At 73.6% G+C, this 23,674-nt stretch carries 25 protein-coding genes and 1 tRNA gene; 16 read left to right on the top strand and 10 right to left on the bottom strand.

Features of this window, described 5'->3' with window-relative positions; genetic code table 11:
- Nucleotides 1-11: 11 nt before the first annotated feature.
- Together ACFQPP_RS09030 and ACFQPP_RS09025 are read right to left on the bottom strand one after the other, a co-directional pair.
- The gene (locus ACFQPP_RS09030) at nt 12-407 is read right to left on the bottom strand and encodes a DoxX family membrane protein (RefSeq protein WP_376916245.1); all 396 of its coding nucleotides are present in this window, start codon (nt 405-407) and stop codon (nt 12-14) included.
- A gap of 45 nt (nt 408-452) precedes the next feature.
- Nucleotides 453-950, bottom strand: a complete 498-nt coding sequence (locus ACFQPP_RS09025; RefSeq protein WP_376916244.1) for a YbjQ family protein — start codon at nt 948-950, stop codon at nt 453-455.
- A gap of 124 nt (nt 951-1,074) precedes the next feature.
- On the opposite strand from ACFQPP_RS09025, the gene serA reads away from it, so the two are divergent.
- Nucleotides 1,075-2,670 (top strand): phosphoglycerate dehydrogenase, encoded by a 1,596-nt coding sequence (gene serA, locus ACFQPP_RS09020; protein ID WP_376916243.1) that lies wholly within the window; start codon nt 1,075-1,077, stop codon nt 2,668-2,670.
- Nucleotides 2,671-2,720: 50 nt separating this feature from the next.
- Nucleotides 2,721-3,428: an alpha/beta fold hydrolase gene (locus ACFQPP_RS09015; RefSeq protein WP_376916242.1), complete on the top strand. Its 708-nt coding sequence runs from the start codon at nt 2,721-2,723 to the stop codon at nt 3,426-3,428.
- A gap of 12 nt (nt 3,429-3,440) precedes the next feature.
- Here the strand turns inward: ACFQPP_RS09015 and ACFQPP_RS09010 are convergent, their stop codons facing one another.
- On the bottom strand, nt 3,441-3,980 hold the full coding sequence (locus ACFQPP_RS09010) for a TetR/AcrR family transcriptional regulator (protein ID WP_376916241.1): 540 nt from the start codon (nt 3,978-3,980) through the stop codon (nt 3,441-3,443).
- Between the two features lie 51 nt (nt 3,981-4,031).
- On the opposite strand from ACFQPP_RS09010, the gene ACFQPP_RS09005 reads away from it, so the two are divergent.
- Nucleotides 4,032-5,597: an MFS transporter gene (locus tag ACFQPP_RS09005; RefSeq protein ID WP_376916240.1), complete on the top strand. Its 1,566-nt coding sequence runs from the start codon at nt 4,032-4,034 to the stop codon at nt 5,595-5,597.
- On the opposite strand, the gene ACFQPP_RS09000 is transcribed toward ACFQPP_RS09005, so the two are convergent.
- Together ACFQPP_RS09000 and ACFQPP_RS08995 are read right to left on the bottom strand one after the other, a co-directional pair.
- On the bottom strand, nt 5,594-5,845 hold the full coding sequence (locus ACFQPP_RS09000; protein WP_376916239.1) for a DUF6458 family protein: 252 nt from the start codon (nt 5,843-5,845) through the stop codon (nt 5,594-5,596). The two genes, ACFQPP_RS09005 and ACFQPP_RS09000, sit on opposite strands and share 4 nt — an antisense overlap.
- Nucleotides 5,846-5,980: 135 nt before the next feature.
- On the bottom strand, nt 5,981-6,370 hold the full coding sequence (locus tag ACFQPP_RS08995; protein WP_376916238.1) for a VOC family protein: 390 nt from the start codon (nt 6,368-6,370) through the stop codon (nt 5,981-5,983).
- A gap of 175 nt (nt 6,371-6,545) precedes the next feature.
- Here ACFQPP_RS08995 and ACFQPP_RS08990 point away from each other — a divergent pair, with 175 nt between their 5' ends.
- The 4 genes from ACFQPP_RS08990 to ACFQPP_RS08975 are packed head-to-tail and all read left to right on the top strand — an operon-like array spanning nt 6,546 to nt 10,458.
- Nucleotides 6,546-7,592, top strand: a complete 1,047-nt coding sequence (locus ACFQPP_RS08990; protein ID WP_376916237.1) for a 3-isopropylmalate dehydrogenase — start codon at nt 6,546-6,548, stop codon at nt 7,590-7,592.
- A gap of 9 nt (nt 7,593-7,601) precedes the next feature.
- Complete coding sequence (locus tag ACFQPP_RS08985; protein WP_376916236.1) at nt 7,602-8,699, top strand: branched-chain amino acid aminotransferase; 1,098 nt, start codon at nt 7,602-7,604, stop codon at nt 8,697-8,699.
- Nucleotides 8,699-9,463: a fumarylacetoacetate hydrolase family protein gene (locus ACFQPP_RS08980; protein ID WP_376916235.1), complete on the top strand. Its 765-nt coding sequence runs from the start codon at nt 8,699-8,701 to the stop codon at nt 9,461-9,463. The genes ACFQPP_RS08985 and ACFQPP_RS08980 overlap by 1 nt, the downstream gene beginning before the upstream one ends.
- Before the next feature lie 5 nt (nt 9,464-9,468).
- Nucleotides 9,469-10,458: a YeiH family protein gene (locus tag ACFQPP_RS08975; RefSeq protein ID WP_376916234.1), complete on the top strand. Its 990-nt coding sequence runs from the start codon at nt 9,469-9,471 to the stop codon at nt 10,456-10,458.
- A gap of 4 nt (nt 10,459-10,462) precedes the next feature.
- On the opposite strand, the gene ACFQPP_RS08970 is transcribed toward ACFQPP_RS08975, so the two are convergent.
- Nucleotides 10,463-11,713 carry a glutaminase gene (locus ACFQPP_RS08970; RefSeq protein WP_376916233.1) on the bottom strand — a complete coding sequence of 417 codons (1,251 nt, stop codon included), beginning with the start codon at nt 11,711-11,713 and terminating at the stop codon, nt 10,463-10,465.
- A gap of 115 nt (nt 11,714-11,828) precedes the next feature.
- On the opposite strand from ACFQPP_RS08970, the gene ACFQPP_RS08965 reads away from it, so the two are divergent.
- The 4 genes from ACFQPP_RS08965 to ACFQPP_RS08950 are packed head-to-tail and all read left to right on the top strand — an operon-like array spanning nt 11,829 to nt 15,770.
- Nucleotides 11,829-12,569 carry a DUF937 domain-containing protein gene (locus ACFQPP_RS08965; protein WP_376916231.1) on the top strand — a complete coding sequence of 247 codons (741 nt, stop codon included), beginning with the start codon at nt 11,829-11,831 and terminating at the stop codon, nt 12,567-12,569.
- Between the two features lie 9 nt (nt 12,570-12,578).
- Nucleotides 12,579-13,349, top strand: coding sequence for a MerR family transcriptional regulator (locus ACFQPP_RS08960; protein WP_376916230.1), 771 nt, complete (start codon nt 12,579-12,581; stop codon nt 13,347-13,349).
- A gap of 1 nt (nt 13,350) precedes the next feature.
- Nucleotides 13,351-14,856, top strand: coding sequence for a glutamate--tRNA ligase (gene gltX, locus ACFQPP_RS08955; protein WP_376916229.1), 1,506 nt, complete (start codon nt 13,351-13,353; stop codon nt 14,854-14,856).
- A 2-nt stretch (nt 14,857-14,858) separates the two neighbouring features.
- Complete coding sequence (locus ACFQPP_RS08950; protein ID WP_376916228.1) at nt 14,859-15,770, top strand: NAD(P)/FAD-dependent oxidoreductase; 912 nt, start codon at nt 14,859-14,861, stop codon at nt 15,768-15,770.
- A gap of 150 nt (nt 15,771-15,920) precedes the next feature.
- Here ACFQPP_RS08950 and ACFQPP_RS08945 read toward each other — a convergent pair whose 3' ends face one another.
- Nucleotides 15,921-17,933, bottom strand: a complete 2,013-nt coding sequence (locus tag ACFQPP_RS08945; RefSeq protein ID WP_376916227.1) for an acyltransferase family protein — start codon at nt 17,931-17,933, stop codon at nt 15,921-15,923.
- Between the two features lie 260 nt (nt 17,934-18,193).
- On the opposite strand from ACFQPP_RS08945, the gene ACFQPP_RS08940 reads away from it, so the two are divergent.
- The 5 genes from ACFQPP_RS08940 to ACFQPP_RS08920 all read left to right on the top strand — a co-directional run bounded on the left by ACFQPP_RS08940 (nt 18,194) and on the right by ACFQPP_RS08920 (nt 20,887).
- Nucleotides 18,194-18,265 (top strand) — tRNA-Gln (locus ACFQPP_RS08940).
- Between the two features lie 130 nt (nt 18,266-18,395).
- Nucleotides 18,396-18,800 (top strand): DUF1304 domain-containing protein, encoded by a 405-nt coding sequence (locus ACFQPP_RS08935; RefSeq protein WP_376916226.1) that lies wholly within the window; start codon nt 18,396-18,398, stop codon nt 18,798-18,800.
- 53 nt (nt 18,801-18,853) lie between these two features.
- On the top strand, nt 18,854-19,234 hold the full coding sequence (locus ACFQPP_RS08930; RefSeq protein WP_376916225.1) for a hypothetical protein: 381 nt from the start codon (nt 18,854-18,856) through the stop codon (nt 19,232-19,234).
- Nucleotides 19,235-19,314: 80 nt separating this feature from the next.
- Nucleotides 19,315-19,893 carry a hypothetical protein gene (locus ACFQPP_RS08925; RefSeq protein WP_376916224.1) on the top strand — a complete coding sequence of 193 codons (579 nt, stop codon included), beginning with the start codon at nt 19,315-19,317 and terminating at the stop codon, nt 19,891-19,893.
- A gap of 61 nt (nt 19,894-19,954) precedes the next feature.
- Complete coding sequence (locus tag ACFQPP_RS08920) at nt 19,955-20,887, top strand: NAD(P)-dependent oxidoreductase (RefSeq protein WP_376916223.1); 933 nt, start codon at nt 19,955-19,957, stop codon at nt 20,885-20,887.
- A 97-nt stretch (nt 20,888-20,984) separates the two neighbouring features.
- Here the strand turns inward: ACFQPP_RS08920 and ACFQPP_RS08915 are convergent, their stop codons facing one another.
- From ACFQPP_RS08915 to hpaD, 3 genes are read right to left on the bottom strand one after another with little or no spacing between them, the layout of a single operon-like run.
- Nucleotides 20,985-21,773, bottom strand: a complete 789-nt coding sequence (locus tag ACFQPP_RS08915; RefSeq protein ID WP_376916222.1) for an HpcH/HpaI aldolase/citrate lyase family protein — start codon at nt 21,771-21,773, stop codon at nt 20,985-20,987.
- Complete coding sequence (locus ACFQPP_RS08910; RefSeq protein ID WP_376916221.1) at nt 21,758-22,558, bottom strand: 2-keto-4-pentenoate hydratase; 801 nt, start codon at nt 22,556-22,558, stop codon at nt 21,758-21,760. The genes ACFQPP_RS08915 and ACFQPP_RS08910 overlap by 16 nt, the downstream gene beginning before the upstream one ends.
- Nucleotides 22,555-23,670, bottom strand: coding sequence for a 3,4-dihydroxyphenylacetate 2,3-dioxygenase (gene hpaD / locus ACFQPP_RS08905; protein WP_376916220.1), 1,116 nt, complete (start codon nt 23,668-23,670; stop codon nt 22,555-22,557). The genes ACFQPP_RS08910 and hpaD overlap by 4 nt, the downstream gene beginning before the upstream one ends.
- Between the last annotated feature and the right edge of the window lie 4 nt (nt 23,671-23,674).

Raw genomic sequence — 23,674 nt, 5'->3', positions numbered from 1 at the left:
GCCGCGCCGCGTCAGATCGCGGCGACGAGCACGAGCGCGCCGAGCACGAGCTGGCCGACCGCTCGCGGCACGAGCGGCACCGCCAGGGGGCCGAAGCGCTCGGGGTGCCGTGCCGCGTAGGCGTTCGCCGGGAAGACCGCGACCAGCAGCGCGATGAGGCCGATGCCCGCGGCGAACCGCACGGGCCACCACGGTGCGAGCAGCCCGAGGCCGCCCAGCATCTCGGCGACGCCCGACACGAGCACGAGCGTGCGCGGCGAGCGGATGCCGGTGCCGCGCATCCCGGGCGGGATCATCGCCTCCATCCCGCGCTGCACCCGCGGCACGAAGTGCAGCGCGCCCATCGCGACGAAGACGACGGCGAGCACGATGCGCAGCACCCACTGGGCGACGAGGAAGGGATCCATCGCCTCCATCCTCCCGCACGGCGGGCGGCGCGATCGACGCGCGCGTCAGCCGCGCGGCGGCGGCGGCGGCCCCGGTGCGCCCTGCGGCGGCCACGGCACCTGGCCGGGCATCGGCGGCACCATCTGCGGCGGTGCGTAGCCCTGCGCAGGCGCCTGCGGCTGCAGCTGGGGCACGGGCCGCGCGGCGAGCTGCTGCGACTGCGCCGTCGAGCCGGGGCCGTCGGCGATCGGCTCGACCGTGACGGCCGTGCCGTAGGCGCAGATCTCGGTCCACGCCTGCGCGATCTCGTTCGCGTCGAACCGCATGGCGATGATCGCGTTGCCGCCGCGGCGCTGCGCCTCCTCGACCATGCGACCCATGACCTGCATGCGCGACTCGATGAGCATCTGGGTGAACTCGGGGATCTCGCCGCCGCCGATCGAGCGCATGCCGGCGAGCCAGGTCGTGCCGGCGTCGCGACTGCGCACCGTGAGGCCCATGACCTCTCCGTGGACCGCGAGGATGCGGAAGCCGGGGAGGTCGTTCGTCGTGACGATGATCATGGGACACGAGTCTCCACCGTGACGCTGCGAGTCCGCCATGCCCGCGCTCGCCCTCCGCGCTCGCTAGGCTCGTCGAGGCACCGCCCACGTGCCGAGCCCCCGCCGCACCTCGAGGAGCATCCGCGTGTCCAAGCCCGTCGTCCTCATCGCCGAGACCCTCTCGAGCGCCACCATCGACGCCCTCGGACCGGACTTCGAGGTCCGCCACGTCGACGGCACCGACCGCCCGGCGCTGCTGTCGGCCCTCGCCGACGCGCACGCGCTGCTCGTGCGCTCGGCCACGCAGGTCGACGCGGAGGCGCTCGCCGCCGCGCCGAGCCTGCGCGTCGTGGCCCGTGCGGGCGTCGGCCTCGACAACGTCGACGTGCCGGCCTCGACGAAGGCGGGCGTCATGGTCGTCAACGCGCCGACCTCCAACATCATCTCCGCCGCCGAGCTGGCGATCGCGCACATCCTGGGCCTCGCGAGGCACCTCCCGGCCGCCCACGCCTCGCTGAAGGCGGGGGAGTGGAAGCGCAGCCAGTTCACGGGCGTCGAGCTCTACGAGAAGACGATCGGCATCGTCGGCCTCGGCCGCATCGGCGTGCTCGTCGCCGAGCGCCTCGCGGGCTTCGGCGTGCGCCTGATCGCCTTCGACCCGTACGTGAGCCCCGCGCGCGCCGCGCAGCTCGGCGTCGAGCTGCGCTCGCTCGACGAGCTCATGGCCGAGTCCGACTTCATCACGATCCACATCCCGCGCACGCCCGAGACGACGGGCCTCATCGCCGCGCCGCAGCTGGCGCTCGCGAAGCCGAGCCTGCGCATCGTGAACGCGAGCCGCGGCGGCATCGTCGACGAGGCCGCGCTCGCGGATGCCCTGCGCGAGGGTCGCATCGCGGGTGCGGGACTCGACGTCTTCGTGTCCGAGCCGCCGAAGGACGACGCGCTGACGTCGCTGCCGACGATCCAGGTCACGCCGCACCTCGGCGCCTCCACCGACGAGGCGCAGGAGAAGGCCGGCGTCGCGGTGGCGAAGTCGGTGCGGCTCGCGCTCGCAGGCGACCTCGTGCCCGATGCGGTGAACGTCGCGGGCGGCGTCATCGACCCGTACGTGCGACCCGGCATCGCCCTCGCAGAGAAGCTCGGCCAGTTCGCGGCGGGCCTCGCCGCAGGCCCCGTCGAGTCGGTCGACGTCGAGGTGCACGGCGACCTCGCCCAGTACGACGTGAAGGTGCTGCGCCTCGGTGCGCTCAAGGGCTTCTTCTCGCGCATCGTGAGCGAGCAGGGCGTCACGTTCGTCAACGCCCCGGTCATCGCGCAGGAGCGCGGCGTCTCGAGCGAGCTCACGGTCGACGAGCGCAGCGACGAGTACCGCAACACGGTCTCGGTCGTCGCGGCGACGAGCGACGGCCAGCGCGTGTCGGTCACCGGCACGCTCACCGGTCCGAAGCAGGTCGCGAAGATCGTGTCGATCAACGGCCACGACGTCGAGGTGCCCTTCGCGTCGCACCACGTCGTCATGACGTACGAGGACCGCCCGGGCATCGTCGCGATCTACGGTCGCGCGCTCGGCGAGGCCGACATCAACATCGCGGGCATGCAGATCGCGCGCACGTCGGCAGGCGGCAAGGCGCTGTCGATCATCACGGTCGACCAGGCGGCGCCCGAGGCGCTGCTCGCCGAGATCGGCGAGGCCATCCAGGCCGAGTCGATCCGCGAGATCGACATCGTCGAGCTGTAGCGCTCGCCGCGTCTGGCGCGGTGTCGGGGGCCGGGGCTAGCGTCTCGGCCATGACCTCGACGCAGACGGATCAGGCTCGCATCGTGCTCGTGCCGGGCTTCTGGCTCGGCGCCTGGGCGTGGGACGACGTCGCCGAGCGGCTTCGTGCCGCCGGCCACGACGTCGTCGCGCTCACCCTCCCCGGCCTCGAGCCGGGCGCCGACCCCGACGCCGTGACGGTCGAGAGCCACGTGCAGGCGATCCTCGACGCCATGGGAGACGGCCCTGCCGTGCTCGTGTCGCACTCGGGGTCCGCGTTCGCCGCCACGGCCGCCCTCGACCGCGCGGTGGATGCCGTGCGCCACGTCGTGTGGGTCGACACGTGCCCCGTCGTCGACGGTGCGTCGATGGATGCGAGCCTCGAGGGCGACGGCCTGCACCTCGACGACGCGTGGGAGGACGAGCTGGAGGGCGGCTCGATGCGCGACCTGACCGACGAGCAGCTCGCGACGTTCCGCGAGCGGGCGGTGCTCGAGCCGGCGGCGATCGTGCGCGACGCCGTCGTGCTGCGCGACGAGCGCAGGCTCGACGTGCCGCAGACGCTCGTCGCCACGGCGTTCTCGGGCGACGAGTACCGTGCCTACGCCGAGCAGGGCGCACCCTTCCTGCGCGGCCTGGCCGAGCAGCGTGCGCTGACGATCGTCGAGCTGCCGACGGGCCACTGGCCCATGTGGTCGAAGCCCGCCGAGCTCGCGGCGATCATCGCCGAGCGCGCGTAGCGGCGGGCCGCGTCAGCCGCGCGCGCGGCGCACGATGTCGTCGACCGCGGCGACGATGCGCTCGACGTCGGCGTCGCTCGGCGCCCACGCCGTGTCGAGGCCCGAGCGCAGGTACAAGCCGTCGCTCATGAGCGTCACGACGGGTGCGAGGTCGTCGCCGATCGCGTCGGCGATGACGTCGCGGTAGCCGGCGTCGACGCCCTGCAGAGCCTCCCGCAGGGCTGCGTGCTCGCCCGACTGGATCAGGCGGAAGGCGGCGACGAATGCGCGGTCGATCGGCGTCTCGCGCACGATCGAGCCGCGGATGAAGCGTGCGACGGGATCGTCCGTCTCCTGCAGATGGGCGGCGTCCTCGGCGCCGAGCGCCGCGAGCCGCTCGGCGAGCCCCTCGACGAGCGCCTCCCGTGAGCCGAAGTGGTACAGCAGGCCACCCTTCGAGACCCCCGCGTGCTCGGCGACCGCCTGCAGGGTGGCTGCTCGCTCGCCCTGCTCGACCACCACCTCCACGAAGGCGTCGAGGATCGCTTCGCGGGCGCTCGGTCGCTCGGACATGCCTCCAGCATACGGTGGCGGCTGTACCGTCCAGACGGTACAGTGGTCGGCATGTCCACGATCCAGACCCAGTCGTCGCGCGCCGGCGCTCGTGAGTGGATCGCGCTCGCCGTGCTCATGCTGCCGGTGCTCCTCGTCGCGATCGACAACACCGTGCTGTCCTTCGCGCTGCCTGAGATCGCCGGGGCGCTCGAGCCCACCGGTGCGCAGCAGCTGTGGATCGTCGACGTCTACCCGCTCGTGCTCGCGGGCCTCCTCGTGCCCATGGGCGTGCTCGGCGACCGCTTCGGTCGTCGACGCCTCCTGCTCATCGGCGCCGTCGGGTTCGGCGTCGTGTCGGTGCTGTGCGCGTTCGCGCCCACCGCCGAGCTCCTCATCGCGGGCCGCGCGCTGCAGGGCCTCTTCGGGGCCACGCTCATGCCCTCGACGATGTCGCTGCTGCGCAGCCTCTTCCGCGACCGCACGCAGCGCCGCCTGGCCATCGCCATCTGGGCGACCGGATTCTCGGTCGGCTCCGCCGTCGGTCCGTCGGTGGGCGGGCTGCTGCTCGCGCACCTGTGGTGGGGCAGCATCTTCCTCCTCGCCGTGCCGCTGCTCGTGCCGATGCTCGTGCTCGTGCCGCTGCTCGTGCGCGAGAGCCGCGACGAGGCCGCGCCGCGCGTCGACGTCGTCGGCATCGTGCTCGCGATGCTCACGCTCGCGCCGCTCGCCGCCGCGATCAAGCACGTCGCGACCGACGGCGTCGACGCGATCGCGATCGGCCTCGCTGCGCTCGCCGCCGCATCCGGCGTGCTGTTCGTGCGTCGCATGGAGCGCGCCGAGCATCCGATGCTCGACCTCGCGCTGCTGCGCGACCGCGCGTTCTCGACCGGCGTGCTCGTGAACCTGCTGTCGGTCGTCGCGCTCGTCGGCTTCCTCTTCTTCCTCACGCAGCACCTGCAGCTGGTCGTCGGCTTGTCGACGCTCGAGGCGGCGCTCGTGCTGCTGCCCGGCACCGCGGCGATGATCCTCGCGGGTCTCGGCTCGGTGCGGCTCGTGCGCCGCATCCGGCAGGAGGTCGTCATGGTGGGCGCGCTCGTCGCCTCGACGATCGCCTACGTCGGGGTCGCCGTCATGGGCGCCGACATCTCGGTCGCCGCGATCGCCGCGGCCTTCGCCCTGCTGGGCGCGGGCATCGGCGCCGCCGAGACGCTCTCGAACGACCTCGTGCTCGCGAGCGCGCCCGTCGACAAGGCGGGCGCCGCAGCCGGCGTGTCCGAGACGGCCTACGAGCTGGGCGCCGTGCTCGGCACCGCCGTGCTCGGCGGCATCCTCACCGCCGTGTACCAGGCGACCCTCGTGGTGCCGCAGGGCGTGGACGCCGCCGGCGCCGCGCGTGCGACCGAGACCCTGAGCGGCGGCATCCACGAGGCGGAGGCCATCGGGGGCGAGACCGGAGCAGCGCTCGCAGAGGCGGCCCGGCATGCGTTCGACGCCGGCGTCGTGTGGACCGCCGGCGTCGGGGCCGTGCTCATCGCCGCCGCGGCGGTGCTCACGTGGGTGCGCCTCGTGCGCGGAGGGCGCCGCACCGACACGGCGTCGATGCCCGCCGCGCCCGAGGCGACCGCGAGCCGCTAGGCGAGGTCGTCGCGGTGCTCGAGGCGGTCGACGCGCGAGCCCGAGGCCGGGTCGACGCTCGTCGAGCGCACGGTGCGCGAGCGGCCGCGCGCCATCTGGATCGCGCCTGCGATCGCGACGATCAGGCCGGCGCCCATGAGGATGTAGCCGATGAGCATCCAGTCGACGCCCGGGACCTGCCAGAGGCCGGGCACCGCGAAGGCGACGATGGCGCCGACGGCGAGCAGGAAGATGCCGAAGCCGAGCATGGTGGTCTCCTCTCCAAGGTGACGAGCGCGGGTCGCTCGCCGTGAGCAGACCGTAGCCCGGCTCGCGCCGTGGGCGGTGGCGCTGGACAGGACGGCGCGGGTGTGCTTGCCGAGCGCGAGCGGGCGACGCCCGGATCAGGCGCCGACGAAGAGCTCGAGGGCCGTGCCGTCGGGATCCGTGAAGCTGAGCGCGATGCCGTACGGCGCCTCGACGAGCCCGCCGTGCTCGACGCCCATGCTCGTGAGGTGCTGCGCCCAGCGCTCGAGCTCCTCGCGGCCGTCGACGGCGAGGCCGAGGTGGTCGAGCCCGGGCGCGTAGGGCGTGAAGTCGCCGGGCGCAGGCAGCTCGTGCTGCGTGAGCCCGAGGTTCGTGCCGTTCGGCAGTGCGAAGAGCCGCCTGCGCAGCGCACCGTCCTCGATCTCGCCGACGGGTGGCGTGCCGAGCAGGCGCTCGTAGAAGGCGACGCTCGCGTCGAGGTCGCGGACGGTGATGGCGATGTGGTCGACACCGGTGAGCCTGGGCATGCGGCGCTCCTCTCGAGCGAGCGCGCCGCGGTGGCACGCGAGGGTGACGAGGCTAGCCCGAGCAGCAGGGAGGCGCGGGGCCTGGACGCGGCGAGCGGCGACGTGCCAGCCGCGCGCGCCCGGCGTGCTCGCCGTGCGGCCGGCCGCCGATAGGGTCGGGAGCCAGGAGGTACGCGTGGAGCAGCTGCGACTCGCCGTGATCGGCGGCGATGGGATCGGACCCGAGGTCACGAGCGAGGCGAGGAAGGTGCTGCGCGCCGCGCTCGACGGCGTCGTCGAGCTCGTCGAGACCGAGCTCTCGCTCGGCGCCGACCACTACCTCGCCACGGGCGACATCCTCACCGACGAGACCATGGCCGAGATCGCGACGCACGACGCGATCCTGCTCGGCGCCGTCGGCGGCGACCCGCGCGATCCGCGCCTCGCGGGCGGCATCATCGAGCGCGGCCTGCTGCTGCGCCTGCGCTTCGCCTTCGACCACTACGTCAACCTGCGTCCCACGGCGCTGCACCCCGCCGTCGAGAGCCCGCTGCGCGACCCGGGCGAGGTCGACTTCGTCGTCGTGCGCGAGGGCACCGAGGGCCCGTACACGGGCAACGGCGGCACGATCCGCGGCGGCACGCCCCACGAGGTCGCGAACGAGACGAGCGTCAACACGGCGTTCGGCGTCGAGCGCGTCGTGCGGTACGCCTTCCAGGTCGCCGAGAGTCGCAGGAGGCACCTCACGCTCGTGCACAAGACGAACGTGCTCACCCACGCCGGAGGGCTGTGGCGTCGCATCACCGACGCCGTCGCCGCCGAGCACCCCGACGTGACGGTCGACTACCTGCACGTCGACGCCGCGACGATCTTCCTCGTCGACCGGCCCAGCCGCTTCGACGTCATCGTCACCGACAACCTCTTCGGCGACATCCTCACCGATCTCGCCGGCGCGATCGCCGGCGGCATCGGGCTCGCAGCCTCGGGGAACATCAACCCCGACGGCGCCTTCCCGAGCATGTTCGAGCCCGTGCACGGCTCTGCGCCCGACATCGCAGGCACCGGCACGGCCGACCCCACCGCGGCGATCCTGTCGGCCGCCCTGCTCGCCGAGCACCTGGGCCACGCAGACGCCGCGCGGCGCATCCGCGACGCCGTCGACCAGGACGTCGCCGATCGCCCGGCATCCACCACCACCTCCGCGACGGGCGACCGCATCGCCGCGCTCGTCGCAGCAGCGTAAGGAGCCACGATGGCCCTGCAGTTCACGACCACCGCATCCACCGCCGCCAAGGCGCAGGCCGAGCGCGAGCGCGTGCTCGCCGACCCCGGCTTCGGCAGGCACTTCACCGATCACATGGCCGTGATCGACTGGACCGTCGAGCGCGGCTGGCACGACGCGCGCATCCAGGCGTACGGGCCGTTCCAGGTCGACCCGGCGTCGGCCGTGCTGCACTACGGCCAGGAGATCTTCGAGGGGCTGAAGGCGTACCGCCGCGAGGACGGCTCGGTGTGGACGTTCCGGCCCGACCAGAACGCGCTGCGCATGCAGCGCTCGGCCGAGCGCCTCGCCCTGCCCCAGCTGCCCGTCGACGACTTCGTGGAGTCGCTGCGCAGGCTCGTCGAGATCGACGAGCAGTGGGTGCCCGAGGGCGGCGAGGACTCGCTGTACCTGCGCCCCTTCATGATCGCCAACGAGGTCTTCCTCGGCGTGCGCGCGGCGCAGACCGTGCTGTTCTCGGTCATCGCGAGCCCCGCGGGCCCGTACTTCCCGGCCGGCGTGAAGCCCGTCTCGATCTGGCTGTCGCGCGAGTACGCGCGCGCCGGCAGGGGCGGCACGGGCGCTGCGAAGTGCGGGGGCAACTACGCCGCGAGCCTGCTGCCCACGCAGGAGGCGTTCGCCAACGGCTGCGCGCAGGTGCTCTTCCTCGACGAGTCGGGCGACGCGAACCTCGAGGAGCTCGGCGGCATGAACGTCGTGCTCGTCAAGGCCGACGGCACGCTGGTCACCCCCAAGTCGCCCTCGATCCTCGACGGCATCACGCGCAACTCGCTGCTCGAGCTCGCAGGCGACCTCGGCCACGAGGTCGAGCATCGCCCCGTGACGCTCGCCGAGTGGCGCGACGGCCTCGCCTCGGGCGAGATCGTCGAGGCGTTCGCGTGCGGCACCGCCGCGGTCATCACGCCCATCGCCGCGATCAAGGCGAAGGACGAGGCGGATGCGTTCGGCGACCCCGATGCGCCCGCCGGCGAGGTGACGATGGCGCTGCGCACCGCGCTCACCGACATCCAGTACGGCCGCGCCGAGGACCCGCACGGCTGGATGACGCAGCTCACCGAGGCACGCTGATGCGCATCGTCCGCGCATCCCACGACGGCCGCATCGTCTTCGGCGTCGTCGACGAGACCGACGTCGTCGTGCTCGCCGGCGACCCGCTGTTCGCCGGGTTCGACACGACGGGGGAGCGCATCCCGCTCTCCGAGCTGCAGCTGCTCGCGCCCGTGATCCCGCGCTCGAAGGTCGTCGGCGTCGGCCGCAACTACGCTGCCCACGCGGCCGAGCTCGGCAACGAGGTGCCCGACTCGCCGCTGATCTTCCTGAAGCCCAACACGTCGGTCATCGGCCCGGGCGACCCGATCGTGCTGCCGCCCGAGTCGGCCGAGGTGCACTTCGAGGGCGAGCTCGCGCTCGTGATCGGCCGCGTCTCGCGTCGCGTCGCGAAGGCGGACGCGCTCGACCACGTCTTCGGCTGGACGATCGCGAACGACGTGACGGCGCGCGACCTGCAGCAGTCCGACGGGCAGTGGTGGCGCGCGAAGGGCTTCGACACGTTCTGCCCGCTCGGCCCGGGCATCGAGACCGACCTCGACGTCGCCGACGTGCTCGTCGAGACCCGCCTCGACGGCGAGCTGCAGCAGTCGGGCTCGACGAAGCACCTGATCTTCGACATCCCGACCATCGTCGAGCACGTGTCGGCCGCGATGACGCTGCTGCCTGGCGACGTCATCCTCACGGGCACGCCCGCGGGCGTCGGTCCGATGCGTGCGGGGCAGACCGTCGAGGTGTCGGTCGCGGGCCTCGGCACGCTGCGCAACCCGGTCGTCCAGGGCTGAGGCGGGTGGCTGCCGCGCGCGGCGCCTTGCCCGGCGTCGCGGCCTGCGTGTCCGTCGCGCTCGTCGCGCTCGGCATCCACCATGCGCTGCTCGCGGGCGGCGTGGACGTGCCGTGGCTCACGCTGTCGGTGCTGCTGGGTCTCGCGCTCGGGCAGACGCCGCTCGCGGCGGATGCCCGACTCGTGCCGGGTGCGAAGGTCGCGGGGCGCACGCTCATGCGCGCCGGCATCGTGCTGCTCGGCGTGCAGGTGGTGCTCGCCGACGTGCTCGCGCTCGGGCCGGCCCTCGTGCTGGGCGTCGTCGCGCTCGTCGCAGCCGCGTTCGCGCTCACGTGGGCGCTCGCACGTCTCGCGGGCATGAGCGCCGATCAGCGGGTGCTGATGGCGGCGGGCTTCTCGATCTGCGGGGCGTCGGCGATCGGCGCCGTCGCGCAGGCGCGTGGGGCCTCGGAGCGCGACCAGGCGACGCCCGTCGCGCTCGTGACCCTCTGCGGCACCGCGGCGATCGCGGCGCTGCCGCTGCTGCGCGGCCCGCTCGGGCTCGACGAGGCGGCGTTCGGCGTGTGGACGGGTGCCAGCGTGCACGACGTGGGCCAGGTCGTCGCGACCGCGGCCATCGCGGGGCCTGCGGCGCTCGCGCTCGCGGTGGTCGTGAAGCTCGTGCGCGTCGTGACCCTCGCACCCATGACGGCGCTCGTCGCCGCGCAGCGCAGGCGCTCCGGCGACGCGGAGGGCACGCGTCCGCCGATCGTGCCGCTGTTCGTCATCGGCTTCCTCCTGGCCGTGGCGTTGCGGGCGCTCGTGCCGATGCCGCAGGTGGTGCTCGACGCCGTGGGCTTCGCGCAGTCGCTGCTGCTCGCATCCGCGCTCGTCGGCCTGCTGTCGCGCGTGCGACTCGTCGACCTCGTGCGCCAGGACTGGCGTGGCGTGCTCGTGGCGATCGGCGCGTCGGCGTGCATCGCGACGCTCGCGCTCGCGCTCGTGCGCCTGGCGTAGCGCCTCAGCGGCGCCGCACGACGCGAGCCTCCGGGCCGTCGCCCACGTCGATCGTGCCCGCGTCGCCCGTCTCGAGCAGGTCGTCGGGGTCGACGAAGACGATGCGATGCCCGTCGAGACCGAGCCTGCGCGCACCCTCGAGCAGCATGCGCCTGCCGACGTCGCGCACCTCGTGCACGCGCCCGAGGTCGAGCACGATCTCGCGCTCGCCCTCCTCCTCGTGCTCGAGCTCGGCGAGCAGGCGCTCCATGCCGACGAAGTCGACCGCGCCCTGCAGCTCGTAGATCGAGTCGACGTCGCCGTCGCCGTCGCCGTCCTGCGCGGCATGGCCGTGCGTGAGGGGGCGAGCGGCGGGCGGCACCTCCATGAGGTGCATCGCCATGTCGTCCGAGAGCCGTTCGAAGATGCGCACGCCGCGCGTCGAGTTGCCGTGCGCGTCGAGCCGGGGCGAGAACGCCGCGAAGCCTCCCTTGCCGGGCAGCGCGCCGATGACGCCGCCCGAGACGCCCGACTTCGCGGGGATGCCGACGAGCGTGAACCAGTCGCCGGCCGCGTCGTACATGCCGCACGTCGTCATGACCGAGAGCGTCTGCCGTGCCACCCAGCGCGGCACGACCTGCTCGCCCGTGACGGGATGCGTGCCCGCGTTCGCGAGCGTCGCCGCCATCATCGCGAGGTCGCCGACGTCGACGAGCATCGAGCACTGGCGCGTGTAGCCGTCGACCACCGCGTGAGGGTCGGCGTCGATGATGCCGTGGTTGCGCAGCATGTAGGCGATGGCGTGGTTGCGGTCGGCCGAGTCGAGCTCGGAGCGGTAGACATCCTCGTCGACCTCGAGCTCGCGACCGGCGAAGGCAGCGAAGCCCGCTGAGACGCGGTCGACGTCGAGCAGCGAGTGCACCGTGATGGCGCCCGCGTTGATCATCGGGTTGAGGGGTCGGTTCGTCACCGGGTCGAGGGAGATCTCGTTGAACGCGTCGCCCGAGGGCTCGACGCCCACGTGCTCGAGCACGGCCTCGAGGCCGTGGTCGACGAGGGCGAGCGCGTACGCGAACGGCTTCGAGATCGACTGGATCGTGAAGCGCACCTCGGCGTCGCCCACGGCGTAGCGCGTGCCGTCCGGGGTCGCGAGCGCGAGCGCGAGCCGCGACGGGTCGGCGTCGGCGAGCTCCGGGATGTAGGCGGCGAGCTCGCCGTCGTCCTCGGTGCAGGCCTCGAGGACCTCGGTCAGATAGTCGGGCAGCGGTGAGCGCACCCGCCTAGCCCACCACATCCCTCCTGCGCCAGCACCATCGGGCGCCTGTCGGCGCGCCCTGCGCGCGGGCTAGCCTGGCCGCGAGTCGGCGAGGTCGCCGGCGAGGGAGGTCACCGTGTCCGAGATCCAGCAGCTCATGGACCGCATGCCCGTCGCGCGGATCGCGCGGCAGGCGGGCGTCGACGAGGCGGATGCGCAACGAGCGCTCGAGGCCGTGCTGCCCGCGCTCGTGGGCGGCATGCAGGCGAACGCACGCGACGACGCGGGCGCGGCGTCGCTCGAGCGAGCGCTGTCGAGGCATCACGGGGCGCTGGGTGCGCGGCTCGACGGCGACGTCGACGCCGACGACGGCGACCGCATCGTGCGCAACGTGTTCGGCGGTCAGACCGATCAGGTGGTCGCGGCGCTCGGCGGGGCGGGTGGCGGCGGCCTCGGAGACGTGGTGCGGAGGATCCTGCCGATCGTCGCGCCCATGGTGCTCGCGTGGCTCGCGGAGCGCGTGCTCGGAGGCGGCGGCGCGGGCGGCGGCGGGGACGAGGGCTCGTCGCGCGGCTCGGGCGGCGGCGCGGCGAAGGCGCCGTCGGGCGGCTCGGCGTCGACCGCGAGCCGGGGCGACAACCCCTTCGCGAGGAGCGGTGGCGGCGCCGGCTCCGGGTCGCTGCCGACCGCAGGCGCCGGCGGTGCCCGCGGCGCGGCGAAGCCGAAGGCATCGAAGCCGAAGGCGTCGGAGCCCGGCGGCGGGCTCGGCGACCTGCTGGGCGGCATCCTCGGCGGCGCAGGCGGCGGCAGGGGATCCGGTGGTGGCGACGTGCTCGGCGACCTGCTGGGCGGCCTGCTCGGCGGGGGTCGCCGTTAGCGTCGGCCCATGGCGTGGAGCACGAGGCAGCTGGCCGAGCTCGCCGGCACCACCCTCAAGACCGTGCGGCACTACCACGCGGTGGGGCTGCTGCCCGAGCCCGAGCGCCGCGCGAACGGGTACAAGCAGTACGGTGCCGCGCACCTCGTGCGTCTGCTGCGCATCCGCAGGCTCGTCGACCTCGGCATCCCCCTGTCGCGCATCGGCGACATGGTCGACGACCCGGGCAGCGGCGCCGAGGCCCTGCACGCGCTCGCCGATGAGCTCGACGAGCAGATCGGTCGCCTGCAGCGCATGCGCGACGAGGTCGTGGCGATCGTCGAGCACGGCGGCGGCGCCGACCTGCCCGAGGGCTTCAGCGACGTCGGCGGGCACCTGAGCGCCGCCGACCGATCGCTCATGCTCGTGTACTCGCGCATCTACGACGACACGGGCATGCAGCGGCTGCGCACCATGATCGACGAGCTCGGGAGCACGCCGCTCGACGCCGAGCTCGAGGCGCTGCCCGCCGACGCCGACGAGGCGGCGCGGCAGGCCCTCGCCGAGCGCTTCGCGCCGCACCTCGCCGAGATCCGGCGGCGGTGGGCGTGGGTCACCGACCCGTCCGCGCACGGCTCGCGCAGCCCCGCCGAGATGCAGGCGACCGTCGTGAGCACGATGCTCGAGGTGTACTCGGTCGCGCAGCTCGACGTCATGGCGCGCGCCCACGCCATCCTCGAGGCGCGGGCGACGCAGGATGCGGCCGACGCGGCACCGCCGACGCATCCGCCCGCCGCCTAGGATGGGTCACGCCATGAGCGTCCCCTTCACCACTGCCTCGGGCAGCGACGTCCGCGTCCGCTTCTGCCCGTCTCCCACCGGCACCCCCCATGTCGGCCTCATCCGCACGGCCCTGTTCAACTGGGCCTACGCGCGCCACACCGGCGGTCGCCTCGTCTTCCGCATCGAGGACACCGACGCGGCGCGCGACAGCCAGGAGTCGTACGAGCAGCTGCTCGAGGCGATGCGCTGGCTCGGCATCGACTGGGACGAGGGCGTCGAGACCGGCGGGCCGCACGCGCCGTACCGGCAGTCGCAGCGCGGCGAGATCTACCGCGGCATGATCGACCGCCTGCTCGAGGCGGGCCACCTCTACGAGTCGTACGCGACCGCGGAGGAGATGGAGGAGCGCAACCGCGCCGCCGGCCGCGACCCGCGCCAGGGCTACGACAACCACGAGCGCGACCTCACCGACGAGCAGCGCGCCGCCTTCCGCGCCGAGGGCCGCCAGCCGAGCCTGCGCCTCCGGGTGCCCGACGAGGACCTCTCGTTCGACGACCTCGTGCGCGGCGAGATCACCTTCCCGGCCGGCTCGTCGCCCGACTTCGTCGTCGTGCGCCCGAACGGCCAGCCGCTCTACACGTTCGTGAACCCCGTCGACGACGCGCTCATGGGCATCACGCACGTGCTGCGCGGCGAGGACCTCCTCTCGTCGACGCCGCGGCAGATCGCGCTCTACCGCGCGCTCGCCGACATCGGCGTCGTCGACGCCATCCCGCGCTTCGGCCACCTGCCGTACGTCATGGGCGAGGGAGCCAAGAAGCTCTCGAAGCGCGACCCGCAGTCGAACCTCTTCCTGCTGCGCGAGGCCGGCTTCATCCCCGAGGGCCTCCTCAACTACCTCTCGCTGCTCGGCTGGGCGCTCGCATCCGACCGAGACGTCTTCACCCGCGACGAGCTCGTCGCGGCCTTCGACGTCGCCGACGTGCTGCCCAACCCCTCCCGCTTCGACGCGAAGAAGGCCGAGTCGATCAACGGCGACCACGTGCGCGCGCTCGAGCCGGGCGACTTCGCCCAGCGCCTGGTGCCCTACCTGGGCGACGCGCTGTCGACGCCGCCCACCGAGGCCGAGCTCGCGCTGCTCGCCGAGGCGGCGCCTCTCGTGCAGGAGCGCATGCAGCTGCTCGGCGAGGCCGACGGCATGCTGCGCTTCCTCTTCCTCACCGCCGACGAGGTGCACCACGAGGAGGATGCGCTCGGCTCGCTGCGCGAGGACGCCCACGCGACGCTCGCCGCCGCATCCGTCGCACTCGCCGACGAGGCCGTGCCCTTCACCATCGAGGACGTCGAGCGCGTGCTGCGCGAGGTGCTGCTCGACGGGATGGGGCTGAAGCCCCGCCTGGCGTTCGCCCCGCTGCGCGTCGCGCTCTCGGGTCGTCGCGTCTCGCCGCCGCTCTTCGAGTCGATGGTGCTGCTCGGCCGCGACGAGACGATCGCGCGCCTGCAGCGCCTCATGGGACGCATCTAGCGGTGGATCTCGACGTCGTCGTCGTCGGCGCGGGTCCTGCGGGGCTCGCGGCCTCGCTGAACCTCGCGCGGGCGCAGCGGCACGTCGCGCTGCTCGACTCCAACCGGCCGCGGCACGCGGCGACGCTCGTGAGCCACGGGTTCGTCAGCCGCGACGGCATCTCGCCCATCGAGCTGCGCACCCTCGGCCGCGAGGAGGTGCTCGCATACCCGACGGTCTCGTACGAGCGCACGATCGTGCACTCGATCTCGCCCGTGCCCGGCGGGTTCGTGACGATCGCGAAGCGACCGGGCAGCGACGAGCAGACCGAGCTGCGCAGCCCGGCGGTGCTCATCGCGACGGGACTCACCGAGACGCTGCCGCTGCCGTCGATGGTGCGCGCCTGGTACGGCACGAGCCTGCACTCGTGCATGGACTGCGACGGCTACGACAAGCGCCACAAGCCGCTCGCCCTCATCGGCGAGACCGATGACCTCGCCGAGCGCGCCCTCGTCATCCGCCGCCACACCGACGACCTCGTCGTCTACACGAACGGCGTCGGCACCGTCACCGACGACGACGAGCAGCGCCTCGCCGCCCTCGGCATCGCGGTCGAGCGCACGCCGATCGCGGCGCTCGAGGGCGACCGCGAGGGGATGCAGGAGGTCGTGCTCGAGGACGGCCGCCGCTCGACGCGCCTGGGCGGCTTCGTGCGCCCGGTGTGGGAGGCGAGCATCGGCTTCGCCGACCTGCTGGGGCTCGAGCGCGACGAGGAGGGCCTCGTCGTCGTCGACCGCTCGCAGCGCACGAGCGTCGCCGGCATCTACGCGGCCGGCGACATCACGCCGGGGTTCCGCCAGCTCGCCGTCGCGGCGGGCGAGGGCACGATCGCATCGTCGGTCATCAACCGCGACCTCATCGCCGCCGGGCGCTGAGCCACCGCGCCGCCGCGCCGCTGCGCCGCCGCGCGCCCTCTCTCCACGGGCACTGGGCACCTCCTGCGCGCGAGTGGGCACTCGATGCTGCGGATCGCTCCGTCCTCGAGCATCGTCTGCCCACTCGGGAAGGGGCGCTGGGGAGCGGCGTCACGCGAGCGCATCCCGCGCGGCCGCTCCCACGAGTGGCGCGAGGGCACGCGACGCCATCCACGACAGGTGCGAGCCGTCGGCCGTGACGAGCATGCCGTCGATCGACGCAGGGCAGAGACCCGTGCGCTCGTCGCAGAGCCACTCGCGCACGTCGACGTACGTCGCGCCGAGCTCGCCCGCCGCTGCGGCGAACGCACCGACGCGCGCGTCGAGCGTCGCGCCGTCGACGGTGCAGCGCTCGAGGGCGGGCTCGACGGCGTGCGGCGTCGCACACGACGCGAGCGAGGCGAAGGGCACGGGAGCGTCGAGCCAGAGGATGCGCGAGCCCGCGGTCGCGAGCGGCGCGAGGCGTGAGGCGGTGCCGTCCGCGGTCGCGGTGACGGCATCCGCGGCTGCGATCGGCCCGTCGGCGCCCACGAGCCCGTCGGCGCGGTGCAGTCCGTTGGCGACGACGACGAGGTCGGCGGGGTCGGCGAGCAATCGCTCGGTGACCCAGTCGCCGTGCCGCGCGCATGCGTCGCGGGCGATGTCGGGCACGTCGGTCGTCACGGTCGAGAAGGCGCACGACCCCATGGTCAGCACCCGGATGCGCGCGTCGGGCAGTGCGAGCCGCAGCGCAGGCATCCACGAGATCGCCTGCGAGTCGCCGATCACGGCGACGTCGAGCGCAGCGCCGAGCGGTCCGTACTCGCAGCGCGCCGCGCGGTCGGGGCCGGCGTCGAGGCAGTCGTCCTCGACCCACTCCGGCGCTTGCGACGCGCTGCCGATCGCGTCGGTGCCGCCGAAGGAGCCCGCGTCGAGCGTCGCGGCGATCGCCGCCTGCGCGGCGTCGCGCGAGTCGAGCCGCACGACGTGCGCGGATGCGGGGGATGCGGCGCCCACGGTCGCGATCGCGACGATCGTCGCGCCGGCCGCGAGCGGCGCGAGCAGGCGCGAGGGTCGCCAGCGCGCGAGGCGGTCGATGCCGCGCAGCGCACCGTGCGAGGCCCGTGCGAGCACGATCCCGGCGGCGACGAGCAGCAGCCCGTCGACGAGCGGCATCGCGTCCGCGCGGCTCGGTGCCACGAGCCGGTAGGCGACGAGCAGCGGCCACGACCACAGGTACAGCCCCCACGACGCACCGCCGAGCCACACGAGCGGCCGTGAGCCGAGCGCGCGAGCGACCCGGGTCGGCGCATCCGCGGCCCCGGCGACGAGGATGGCGAGGGCGGCGGTGACCGGCACGAGCGCGATGGGTCCGGGATAGGGCCCGAGCGGCGAGAGCGCTCCCGTGCCGAGCAGCAGCGCGATGCCCGCGGCAGCGGCGATGCCTCGCGCCCGCGCGTGCAGGCGCACCGAGGGCGCGACGATGCCCGCGATCGCGCCGAGCGCGGGCTCCCATGCGCGCGCGGCCGTGTCGAAGTAGGCGGCGTCGGGTGCGATGGCGACGTGCACCTGCGCCCATGCGAACGACGTCGCGGCCACGACCACGAGGGCGAGGAGGACGCGCCGTCGCACGGTCGCGCGCGGACCGAGCACGACGGCGGCGAGCACGACGAGCACGAGCCCGATGCTCGCCTGCAGCTGCACCGACGTCGCCCACAGATGCTGCACGGGCGAGGCGGTCGCGGTCTGCGCGAGGTAGTCGGTGCTGCGGTCGACGAGCCGCCAGTTGATCGTCCACGTCGCCGCCGACAGCACGTCGAGCAGGATGTCGCGACGCAGGTGCGGCGGCCAGAGCGCGAGCGCGGCGATCGTGACGACGCCGAGCACGAGTCCCGCGAGCGGCAGCTGCCGCACGATCGCTCGCCGGATCGACTCGCCCGCCGCGCGCTGGCCACGATCGGCGATCGCGGCGACGAGCGGCGGCACGAGCAGGAAGCCGGCCACGACGAGGAACACGTCGACGCCACCCGACACCCGGCCCGGCCAGACGTGATGGATCGCCACCAGCAGCGACGCGATGGCGCGCAGGCCCTCGACGTCCGGCCTGCGGACTCGGGGGAGGGGCTGCTGCGGTGGTGGTGCCATGGTGCGCTCGCCCGAGAGGCGGACACGCGCACGATAGCGAGGCGGGGCATCCGCGGGGTGAACGGCTCGGGTCGCATCGTCGACGCGTCGGCGGCGACGGCCCACCCGCCGCGCACGCACGCCGGCATCGGATGCTCGGTCGCGGGATCCGGGTCGCCGACGACGGTCGTCGAGGTGGGACCCGTCGCGTCGGCGGCGCCGCCGCCGATTCGCGCGACGCCGGTTCGTCGGCTATGCTCGATGCTTGGCCCGAGGGTCATTGGGGTATGGTGTAATTGGCAACACGACGGTTTCTGGTACCGTTGTTCTTGGTTCGAGTCCAGGTACCCCAGCAAGCGAAGCGTCACCCAGCAGGGTGGCGCTTCTCTCGTTCTCCGGGTGCGGCCGAGCGGTGCCGGCTGCGGCTGCACGCCGGCGCGGAGCCCGTGGCGCTAGGGTCGAGTCGCTCCCGAGGAGGCCACCATGATCGTCGTCGCAGCAGTGCTCGCGGTGCTCGCCGCGCTCGTGCACGTGTACATCTTCGTGCTCGAGACGCTGCGCTGGGAGGCGCCCGCCACGCGGCGCATCTTCGGCACGACCGCCGAGAGCGCGGCGGTGACGAAGGCGCTCGCCGCGAACCAGGGCGTCTACAACCTGCTGCTCGCGGGCGTCGCGGCCGCCGGTGCCGTGCTCGTGCTCATCGCCGATCCGACGTCGGGCGAGCGCGCGGCGGGCGATGCGCTGCTCGTCGCGGGCCTCGGCTCGATGCTCGTCGCCGCTGGCTACCTCGTCGCGACCGACCGCTCGAAGCTGCGTGCCGCGGCCGTGCAGGGCACGCTGCCGCTCATCGGGCTCGTCGCGCTCGCGGTCGCGACGACGCTCGCCTGACGCGGCGCATCCTCCGTCGGCGCGGCGGATGCGGGGCGGCTAGCCTCGCTTCCATGCGTCGTGCCGCCAAGGTCCTGCTCGGTCTCGCCCTCGTCGGGGCGGGCGTCAGCCACCTCACCGTCGCTCGCCGCGAGTTCCAGGCGCAGGTGCCCGCCGCGCTGCCGATGGATGCCGACGACGTGGTCGTGTGGTCGGGCGTCGCCGAGATCGCGCTCGGCAGCGCGCTCGTGCTCGCGCCACGGCGTGCCGAGCGTGCCGTCGGCAGGGTCGCCGCGCTGTTCTTCACCGCGATCTTCCCGGGCAACGTCGAGCAGTTCGCCGACGGTCGAGACGGATTCGGCCTCGACACCGACGCCAAGCGCCTCGGCAGGCTCTTCTTCCAGCCCGTGCTCGTGGGGTGGGCGCTGTGGTCGACGCACGGTCGACGCCCGTGAGCACCGTGCCGCGACACGCTGCAGCGATCTGACAGCAGCCGTCCAGGCAGGGATGCCGCGGGCGGCATACGCTCGCCTCCGTGACCGACTCCCAGCAGCAGTACGACCGCATCGCCGTCCGCCAGAGGCTGAGCCTCACGGTGAACCGCTTCGAGATCCGCGGCGGCGGCAAGGACGGCCCGATCCTCGGCGTCGCGCAGCAGAAGCGACTCGCGTTCAAGGAGCAGGTGACGTTCTTCGCCGACGAGGCGCGCACGCAGCCCGTCTTCTCGTTCAAGGCCCGGCAGGCGATCGATCTCGGCGCGACGTACGACATCCTCGACGCGCAGGGCGGCCAGATCGGCTGGTTCCAGAAGGACTTCGGCAAGAGCCTGCTGCGGACGACGTTCAACGTCGGCGTGCCCTCGCAGGGCCTCGAGGGCTCGGGCCACGAGCGCAACCAGGTCCTCGCGATCCTGCGCCGCGTGTCGGACATCGGGTGGCCCATCCACTTCGACTTCACGGCCAACGACGGCACCCCCATCCTGTCGATCGAGCGCGCGTGGGCCGTGCGCGACGTCTACGACGTGCAGCTGCCCGCCGCGCCGAACGGCGCACGCCTCGACTGGCGCGTCGCCGCGGCGCTCGCCGTCGGCGTCGACGTGCTGCTGCAGCGCTGAGCCGCGCCTCCACCACCGGCGGCACCAGCGCCCGCTGGCTCGACCTGCGAGGATCGATGCCATGAAGGTGCTGGTGCCGTCGTCCGTCCGCCTCGACCTGCCCGGCCACGAGGTCGTCGTCTTCGACGCGGCCGAGCCCATCCCGCAGGAGCATCGCGATGCCGAGGTGCTCGTCGACTGGGTGGTGCCTGCCGAGCGGCTCGCGGAGGCCGCCGAGCAGCTGCCCGGGCTGCGGCTCGTGCAGACGCTGTCGGCCGGGCCCGACGCCATCGCCGGCGCGGGATTCGCGCCCGACGTCGTGCTCGCCTCCGGTCGCTCGCTGCACGACGTGACGGTCGCGGAGCATGCGCTCGCGCTGCTGCTCGCGCTCGTGCGCGACCTGCCGCGGATGGCGGCGGCGCAGGCGGACGGCCGCTGGGACGACGCCTTCCGCGCCGACCAGGCGCATCCCGACACCGCCGCCTGGCACACGCTCGACGGCGCGCACGTGGCGGTGTGGGGGTTCGGCTCGATCGCGCAGCGCCTCGCCCCGATGCTCGAGGCGCTCGGCGCCCGCGTGACGGGGATCGCACGGTCGACGGGCGAACGGCACGGCTACCCCGTCGTCTCCGCCGAGCTGCTGCCGGAGCTGCTCCCGAGGGTCGACGTGCTGCTGTCGATCCTGCCGGCGACCGCCGCGACCGACGGCGTGGTCGATGCAGGCGTGCTGGGCGCCCTGCCCGCGCACGCGCTGTTCGTGAACGTCGGCCGGGGCGCGGTCGTCGATGAGGATGCGCTGCGCGCGGCGCTCGAGCAGGGCACGCTGCGCGCCGCCGCGATCGACGTCACGCGCGTCGAGCCGCTGCCCGCCGGCGACCCGCTGTGGACGACGCCGAACCTCGTCATCACGCCGCACGTCGCCGGCGGTCGCCCGCGCGGCGCATCGGCCCTCGTGCTCGCGAACCTCGAGGCGCTCGCGGCGGGCGAGCCCGTGCGCAACCGCGTGGAGCGCTAGCCGCGACTGGCCGCCTCACGCGCCGGGCAGCGACCGATCCGCGCACGAGGCGACCAGTCGGTGCGGGGAACGACCGGTCAGCGCACGAGGCGACCGGTCAGTACGAGCCCGAGGCGCCGTCGGTCGGGCGGAGGCGGCCGACGGCGGCGCGGGCGCCGGCGGCGAGGAGCGTGACGTCGGCGCCGACGACGACGAACGCAGCGCCGGCCGCGAGGTAGTGGTCGGCGTCGGCGGCCGCGAAGGCGTTGACGCCCACGGGCGTCCCCGAGGCGCGGCCCGCGTCGATCACCGACACGACCGCGTCCCGCACGGCAGCAGCGGGCGGGAAGCCCATCGATCCCGCGAGGTCGGCGGGGCCGACGAAGATCGCGTCCACACCCTCCACGGCAGCGATGGCGGCAGCGTTGGCGACGCCCTCGACCGTCTCGACCTGCACGACGAGCGAGACGAGCTCGTGCGCACGCGCCACGTAGTCGTCGACGCCCGTCCAGCGGGATGCACGCGCGAGCGCCGAGCCGATGCCGCGCACGCCCCGGGGCGGGTAGCGCATGGCCTGCACCGCGGCGGTCGCCTCGGCCTCGGTCGACACCATCGGCACGATGAGGTTCTGCGCGCCCGCGTCGAGCATCTGCTTCACGATGACGGCGTCGTTCCACGGCACGCGCACGAGCGTCGTCGCGTCGTACGGCTCGATCGCCTGCAGCACGCCGACGAGCCCGTCGACGCCGACGGGGGAGTGCTCGCCGTCGACGAGCACGAGGTCGGTGCCCGATCCGGCGACGATCTCGGCGGCGATGGGGCTCGCCGACGCCACCCACAGGCCGACGAGCGGCTCCTCGACGCCCGTGAGGCGGTCGGCGAACGTCGGCTTCAGTCGAATCGGCACGTCACGGCTCCCAGCTCCCGGTAGTCGCACGAGATCTCGTCGCCGCGCTCGACCCACATGGGCTTCGTGAACGATCCTGCCAGCACGATCTCGCCCGCCTCCAGGCGATCGCCGTGCGCGCCGACCTTGCCCGCGAGCCACGCGACGCCACGGGCGGGATGCCCGAGCACGGCGCCCGAGACGCCGGAGTCCTCGATCTCGCCGTTGCGCGACAGCATCGCGCCGATCCACCGCAGGTCGACGTCGGCGGGCCGCACCCGCGTGGCGCCGACGACCATGGCGCCGAGCGCGGCGTTGTCGCTGATGGTGTCGACGATCGTGCGCCCCTCCATCTGGATGTGCGAGTCGAGCACCTCGAGCGCCGGCACGACCCATTCGGTCGCGGCGAGCACGTCGGCCTCGGTCGCGCCGGCGCCGAGCGGCGCACCCAGCACGAACGCGAGCTCGACCTCGACGCGCACGTTCGAGTAGCGATCGAAGTCGAGCGTCGCCCCCGAGGCGAACACCTGGTCGTCGAAGATGACGCCGTAGTCGGGCTCGGTGATGCCCGTCGCCACCTGCATGACCTTGCTCGTGAGGCCGATCTTGCGCCCGACGACGCGGTGGCCGTCGGCCTCGCGCCGCGACCGCCAGATGCGCTGCACGGCGTAGGAGTCGTCGATCGTCATGCCAGGGTGCCGCGCCGTGAGGCGCTCGACGGTGCCGCGCGTGCGCGTCGCCTCGGCGAGCTCGTCGGCGAGCGCGGCGACGGTCGCGTCGTCGAGCCCCCTGCCGGGCGTCGTCACAGCTGGTGCCCCAGCTTGAAGCCCTTCGCCGCCTCGCCGCGGTAGGTGCCGTCCTCGTCGCCGGCGCGCGTGTACGAGAAGCCGTCGGCGCCGATCGTCACCGCCATCTCGGACGAGTCGGTGCGCGCCACCGTCTCGACGACCTCGCCGTCGAGGTCGAGCACGGGGGATGCCTCGGTGTACCAGGAGGGCACGACGGGGTTGCCCCACCAGTCGCGGCGCTGGTTGTCGTGCACGTCCCACGTGATGACGGGGTTGTCGGGGTCGCCCGTCCAGTAGTCCTGCGTGTAGATCTCGATGCGGTGCCCGTCGGGGTCCGTGATGTAGAGGTAGAACGCGTTCGAGACGCCGTGGCGGCCGGGGCCGCGCTCGATGTGGTCGCTCATGCGCAGCGCGCCGAGCTTGTCGCAGATCTGGATGATGTTGTGCTTCTCGTGCGTCGAGAACGCGACGTGGTGCATCCGCGGGCCGTCGCCGCCCGTGAGCGCCGTGTCGTGCACGGTGCCCTTGCGGTGCATCCATGCCGCGTACGTCACGCCCTGGTCGTCCTTGATGTCCTCGGTGACCCGGAAGCCCAGATCCTCGAGGTAGCCGCGGCCGCGGGGCACGTCGGGCGTGACCTGGTTGAAGTGGTCGAGGCGCACGAGCTCGCCCGCCGAGTACAGGTCGTAGCGCATGTGGAGGCGCTCGACGTGCTCGACCTCGTGGAAGAACTCGTACGGGAAGCCGAGCGGATCCTGCACGCGCACGCTGTCGCCGACGCCGCGCACGAAGCCCTCGCGGCGCCGCTCGGTGCGGCAGCCGAGCTCCTGGAACCATGCCTCGGCCCGGTCGACGTCCTCCGGCGTGCGCACGCGGTACGAGAAGGCGGCGACGGCGGCGACGGGCCCCTGCCGCAGGATGAGGTTGTGGTGGATGAACTCCTCGAACGAGCGCAGGTAGATGACCTCGTCGTCCTCCTCGGTCACGTGCAGGCCGAGCACGTCGACGTAGAACGCGCGGCTCGCGGCGAGGTCGGTGACGACGAGCTCCATCGACGCGCAGCGCACGATGTCGGGCGCAGGCGCCGAGGGCGTGGGGACGGGGTTCGGGTTGACGGTCGTGGCGCTCATGTCG

It is taken from the genome of Agrococcus sp. GCM10030265 (assembly GCF_042666675.1).
Taxonomy (GTDB): domain Bacteria; phylum Actinomycetota; class Actinomycetes; order Actinomycetales; family Microbacteriaceae; genus Agrococcus.
The sequence above is the reverse complement of the archived record's forward strand: the minus strand, read 5'-3'. Positions and strand labels throughout refer to the sequence as shown.

Bases quoted from the DNA above. Each gene is read 5' to 3' on its own strand.
- ACFQPP_RS09000 (WP_376916239.1), bottom strand. From the start codon at position 5,845: ATGCTCGGCTTCGGCATCTTCCTGCTCGCCGTCGGCGCCATCGTCGCC.
- ACFQPP_RS09025 (WP_376916244.1), bottom strand. From the start codon at position 950: ATGATCATCGTCACGACGAACGACCTCCCCGGCTTCCGCATCCTCGCG.
- ACFQPP_RS08995 (WP_376916238.1), bottom strand. From the start codon at position 6,370: ATGCCCAGGCTCACCGGTGTCGACCACATCGCCATCACCGTCCGCGAC.
- ACFQPP_RS08930 (WP_376916225.1), top strand. From the start codon at position 18,854: ATGCGTCGTGCCGCCAAGGTCCTGCTCGGTCTCGCCCTCGTCGGGGCG.
- ACFQPP_RS08960 (WP_376916230.1), top strand. From the start codon at position 12,579: ATGGCGTGGAGCACGAGGCAGCTGGCCGAGCTCGCCGGCACCACCCTC.
- ACFQPP_RS09015 (WP_376916242.1), top strand. From the start codon at position 2,721: ATGACCTCGACGCAGACGGATCAGGCTCGCATCGTGCTCGTGCCGGGC.
- ACFQPP_RS08920 (WP_376916223.1), top strand. From the start codon at position 19,955: ATGAAGGTGCTGGTGCCGTCGTCCGTCCGCCTCGACCTGCCCGGCCAC.
- ACFQPP_RS08935 (WP_376916226.1), top strand. From the start codon at position 18,396: ATGATCGTCGTCGCAGCAGTGCTCGCGGTGCTCGCCGCGCTCGTGCAC.
- gltX (WP_376916229.1), top strand. From the start codon at position 13,351: ATGGGTCACGCCATGAGCGTCCCCTTCACCACTGCCTCGGGCAGCGAC.
- ACFQPP_RS08980 (WP_376916235.1), top strand. From the start codon at position 8,699: ATGCGCATCGTCCGCGCATCCCACGACGGCCGCATCGTCTTCGGCGTC.
- ACFQPP_RS09030 (WP_376916245.1), bottom strand. From the start codon at position 407: ATGGATCCCTTCCTCGTCGCCCAGTGGGTGCTGCGCATCGTGCTCGCC.
- hpaD (WP_376916220.1), bottom strand. From the start codon at position 23,670: ATGAGCGCCACGACCGTCAACCCGAACCCCGTCCCCACGCCCTCGGCG.
- ACFQPP_RS09010 (WP_376916241.1), bottom strand. From the start codon at position 3,980: ATGTCCGAGCGACCGAGCGCCCGCGAAGCGATCCTCGACGCCTTCGTG.
- ACFQPP_RS08985 (WP_376916236.1), top strand. From the start codon at position 7,602: ATGGCCCTGCAGTTCACGACCACCGCATCCACCGCCGCCAAGGCGCAG.
- ACFQPP_RS08945 (WP_376916227.1), bottom strand. From the start codon at position 17,933: ATGGCACCACCACCGCAGCAGCCCCTCCCCCGAGTCCGCAGGCCGGAC.
- ACFQPP_RS09005 (WP_376916240.1), top strand. From the start codon at position 4,032: ATGTCCACGATCCAGACCCAGTCGTCGCGCGCCGGCGCTCGTGAGTGG.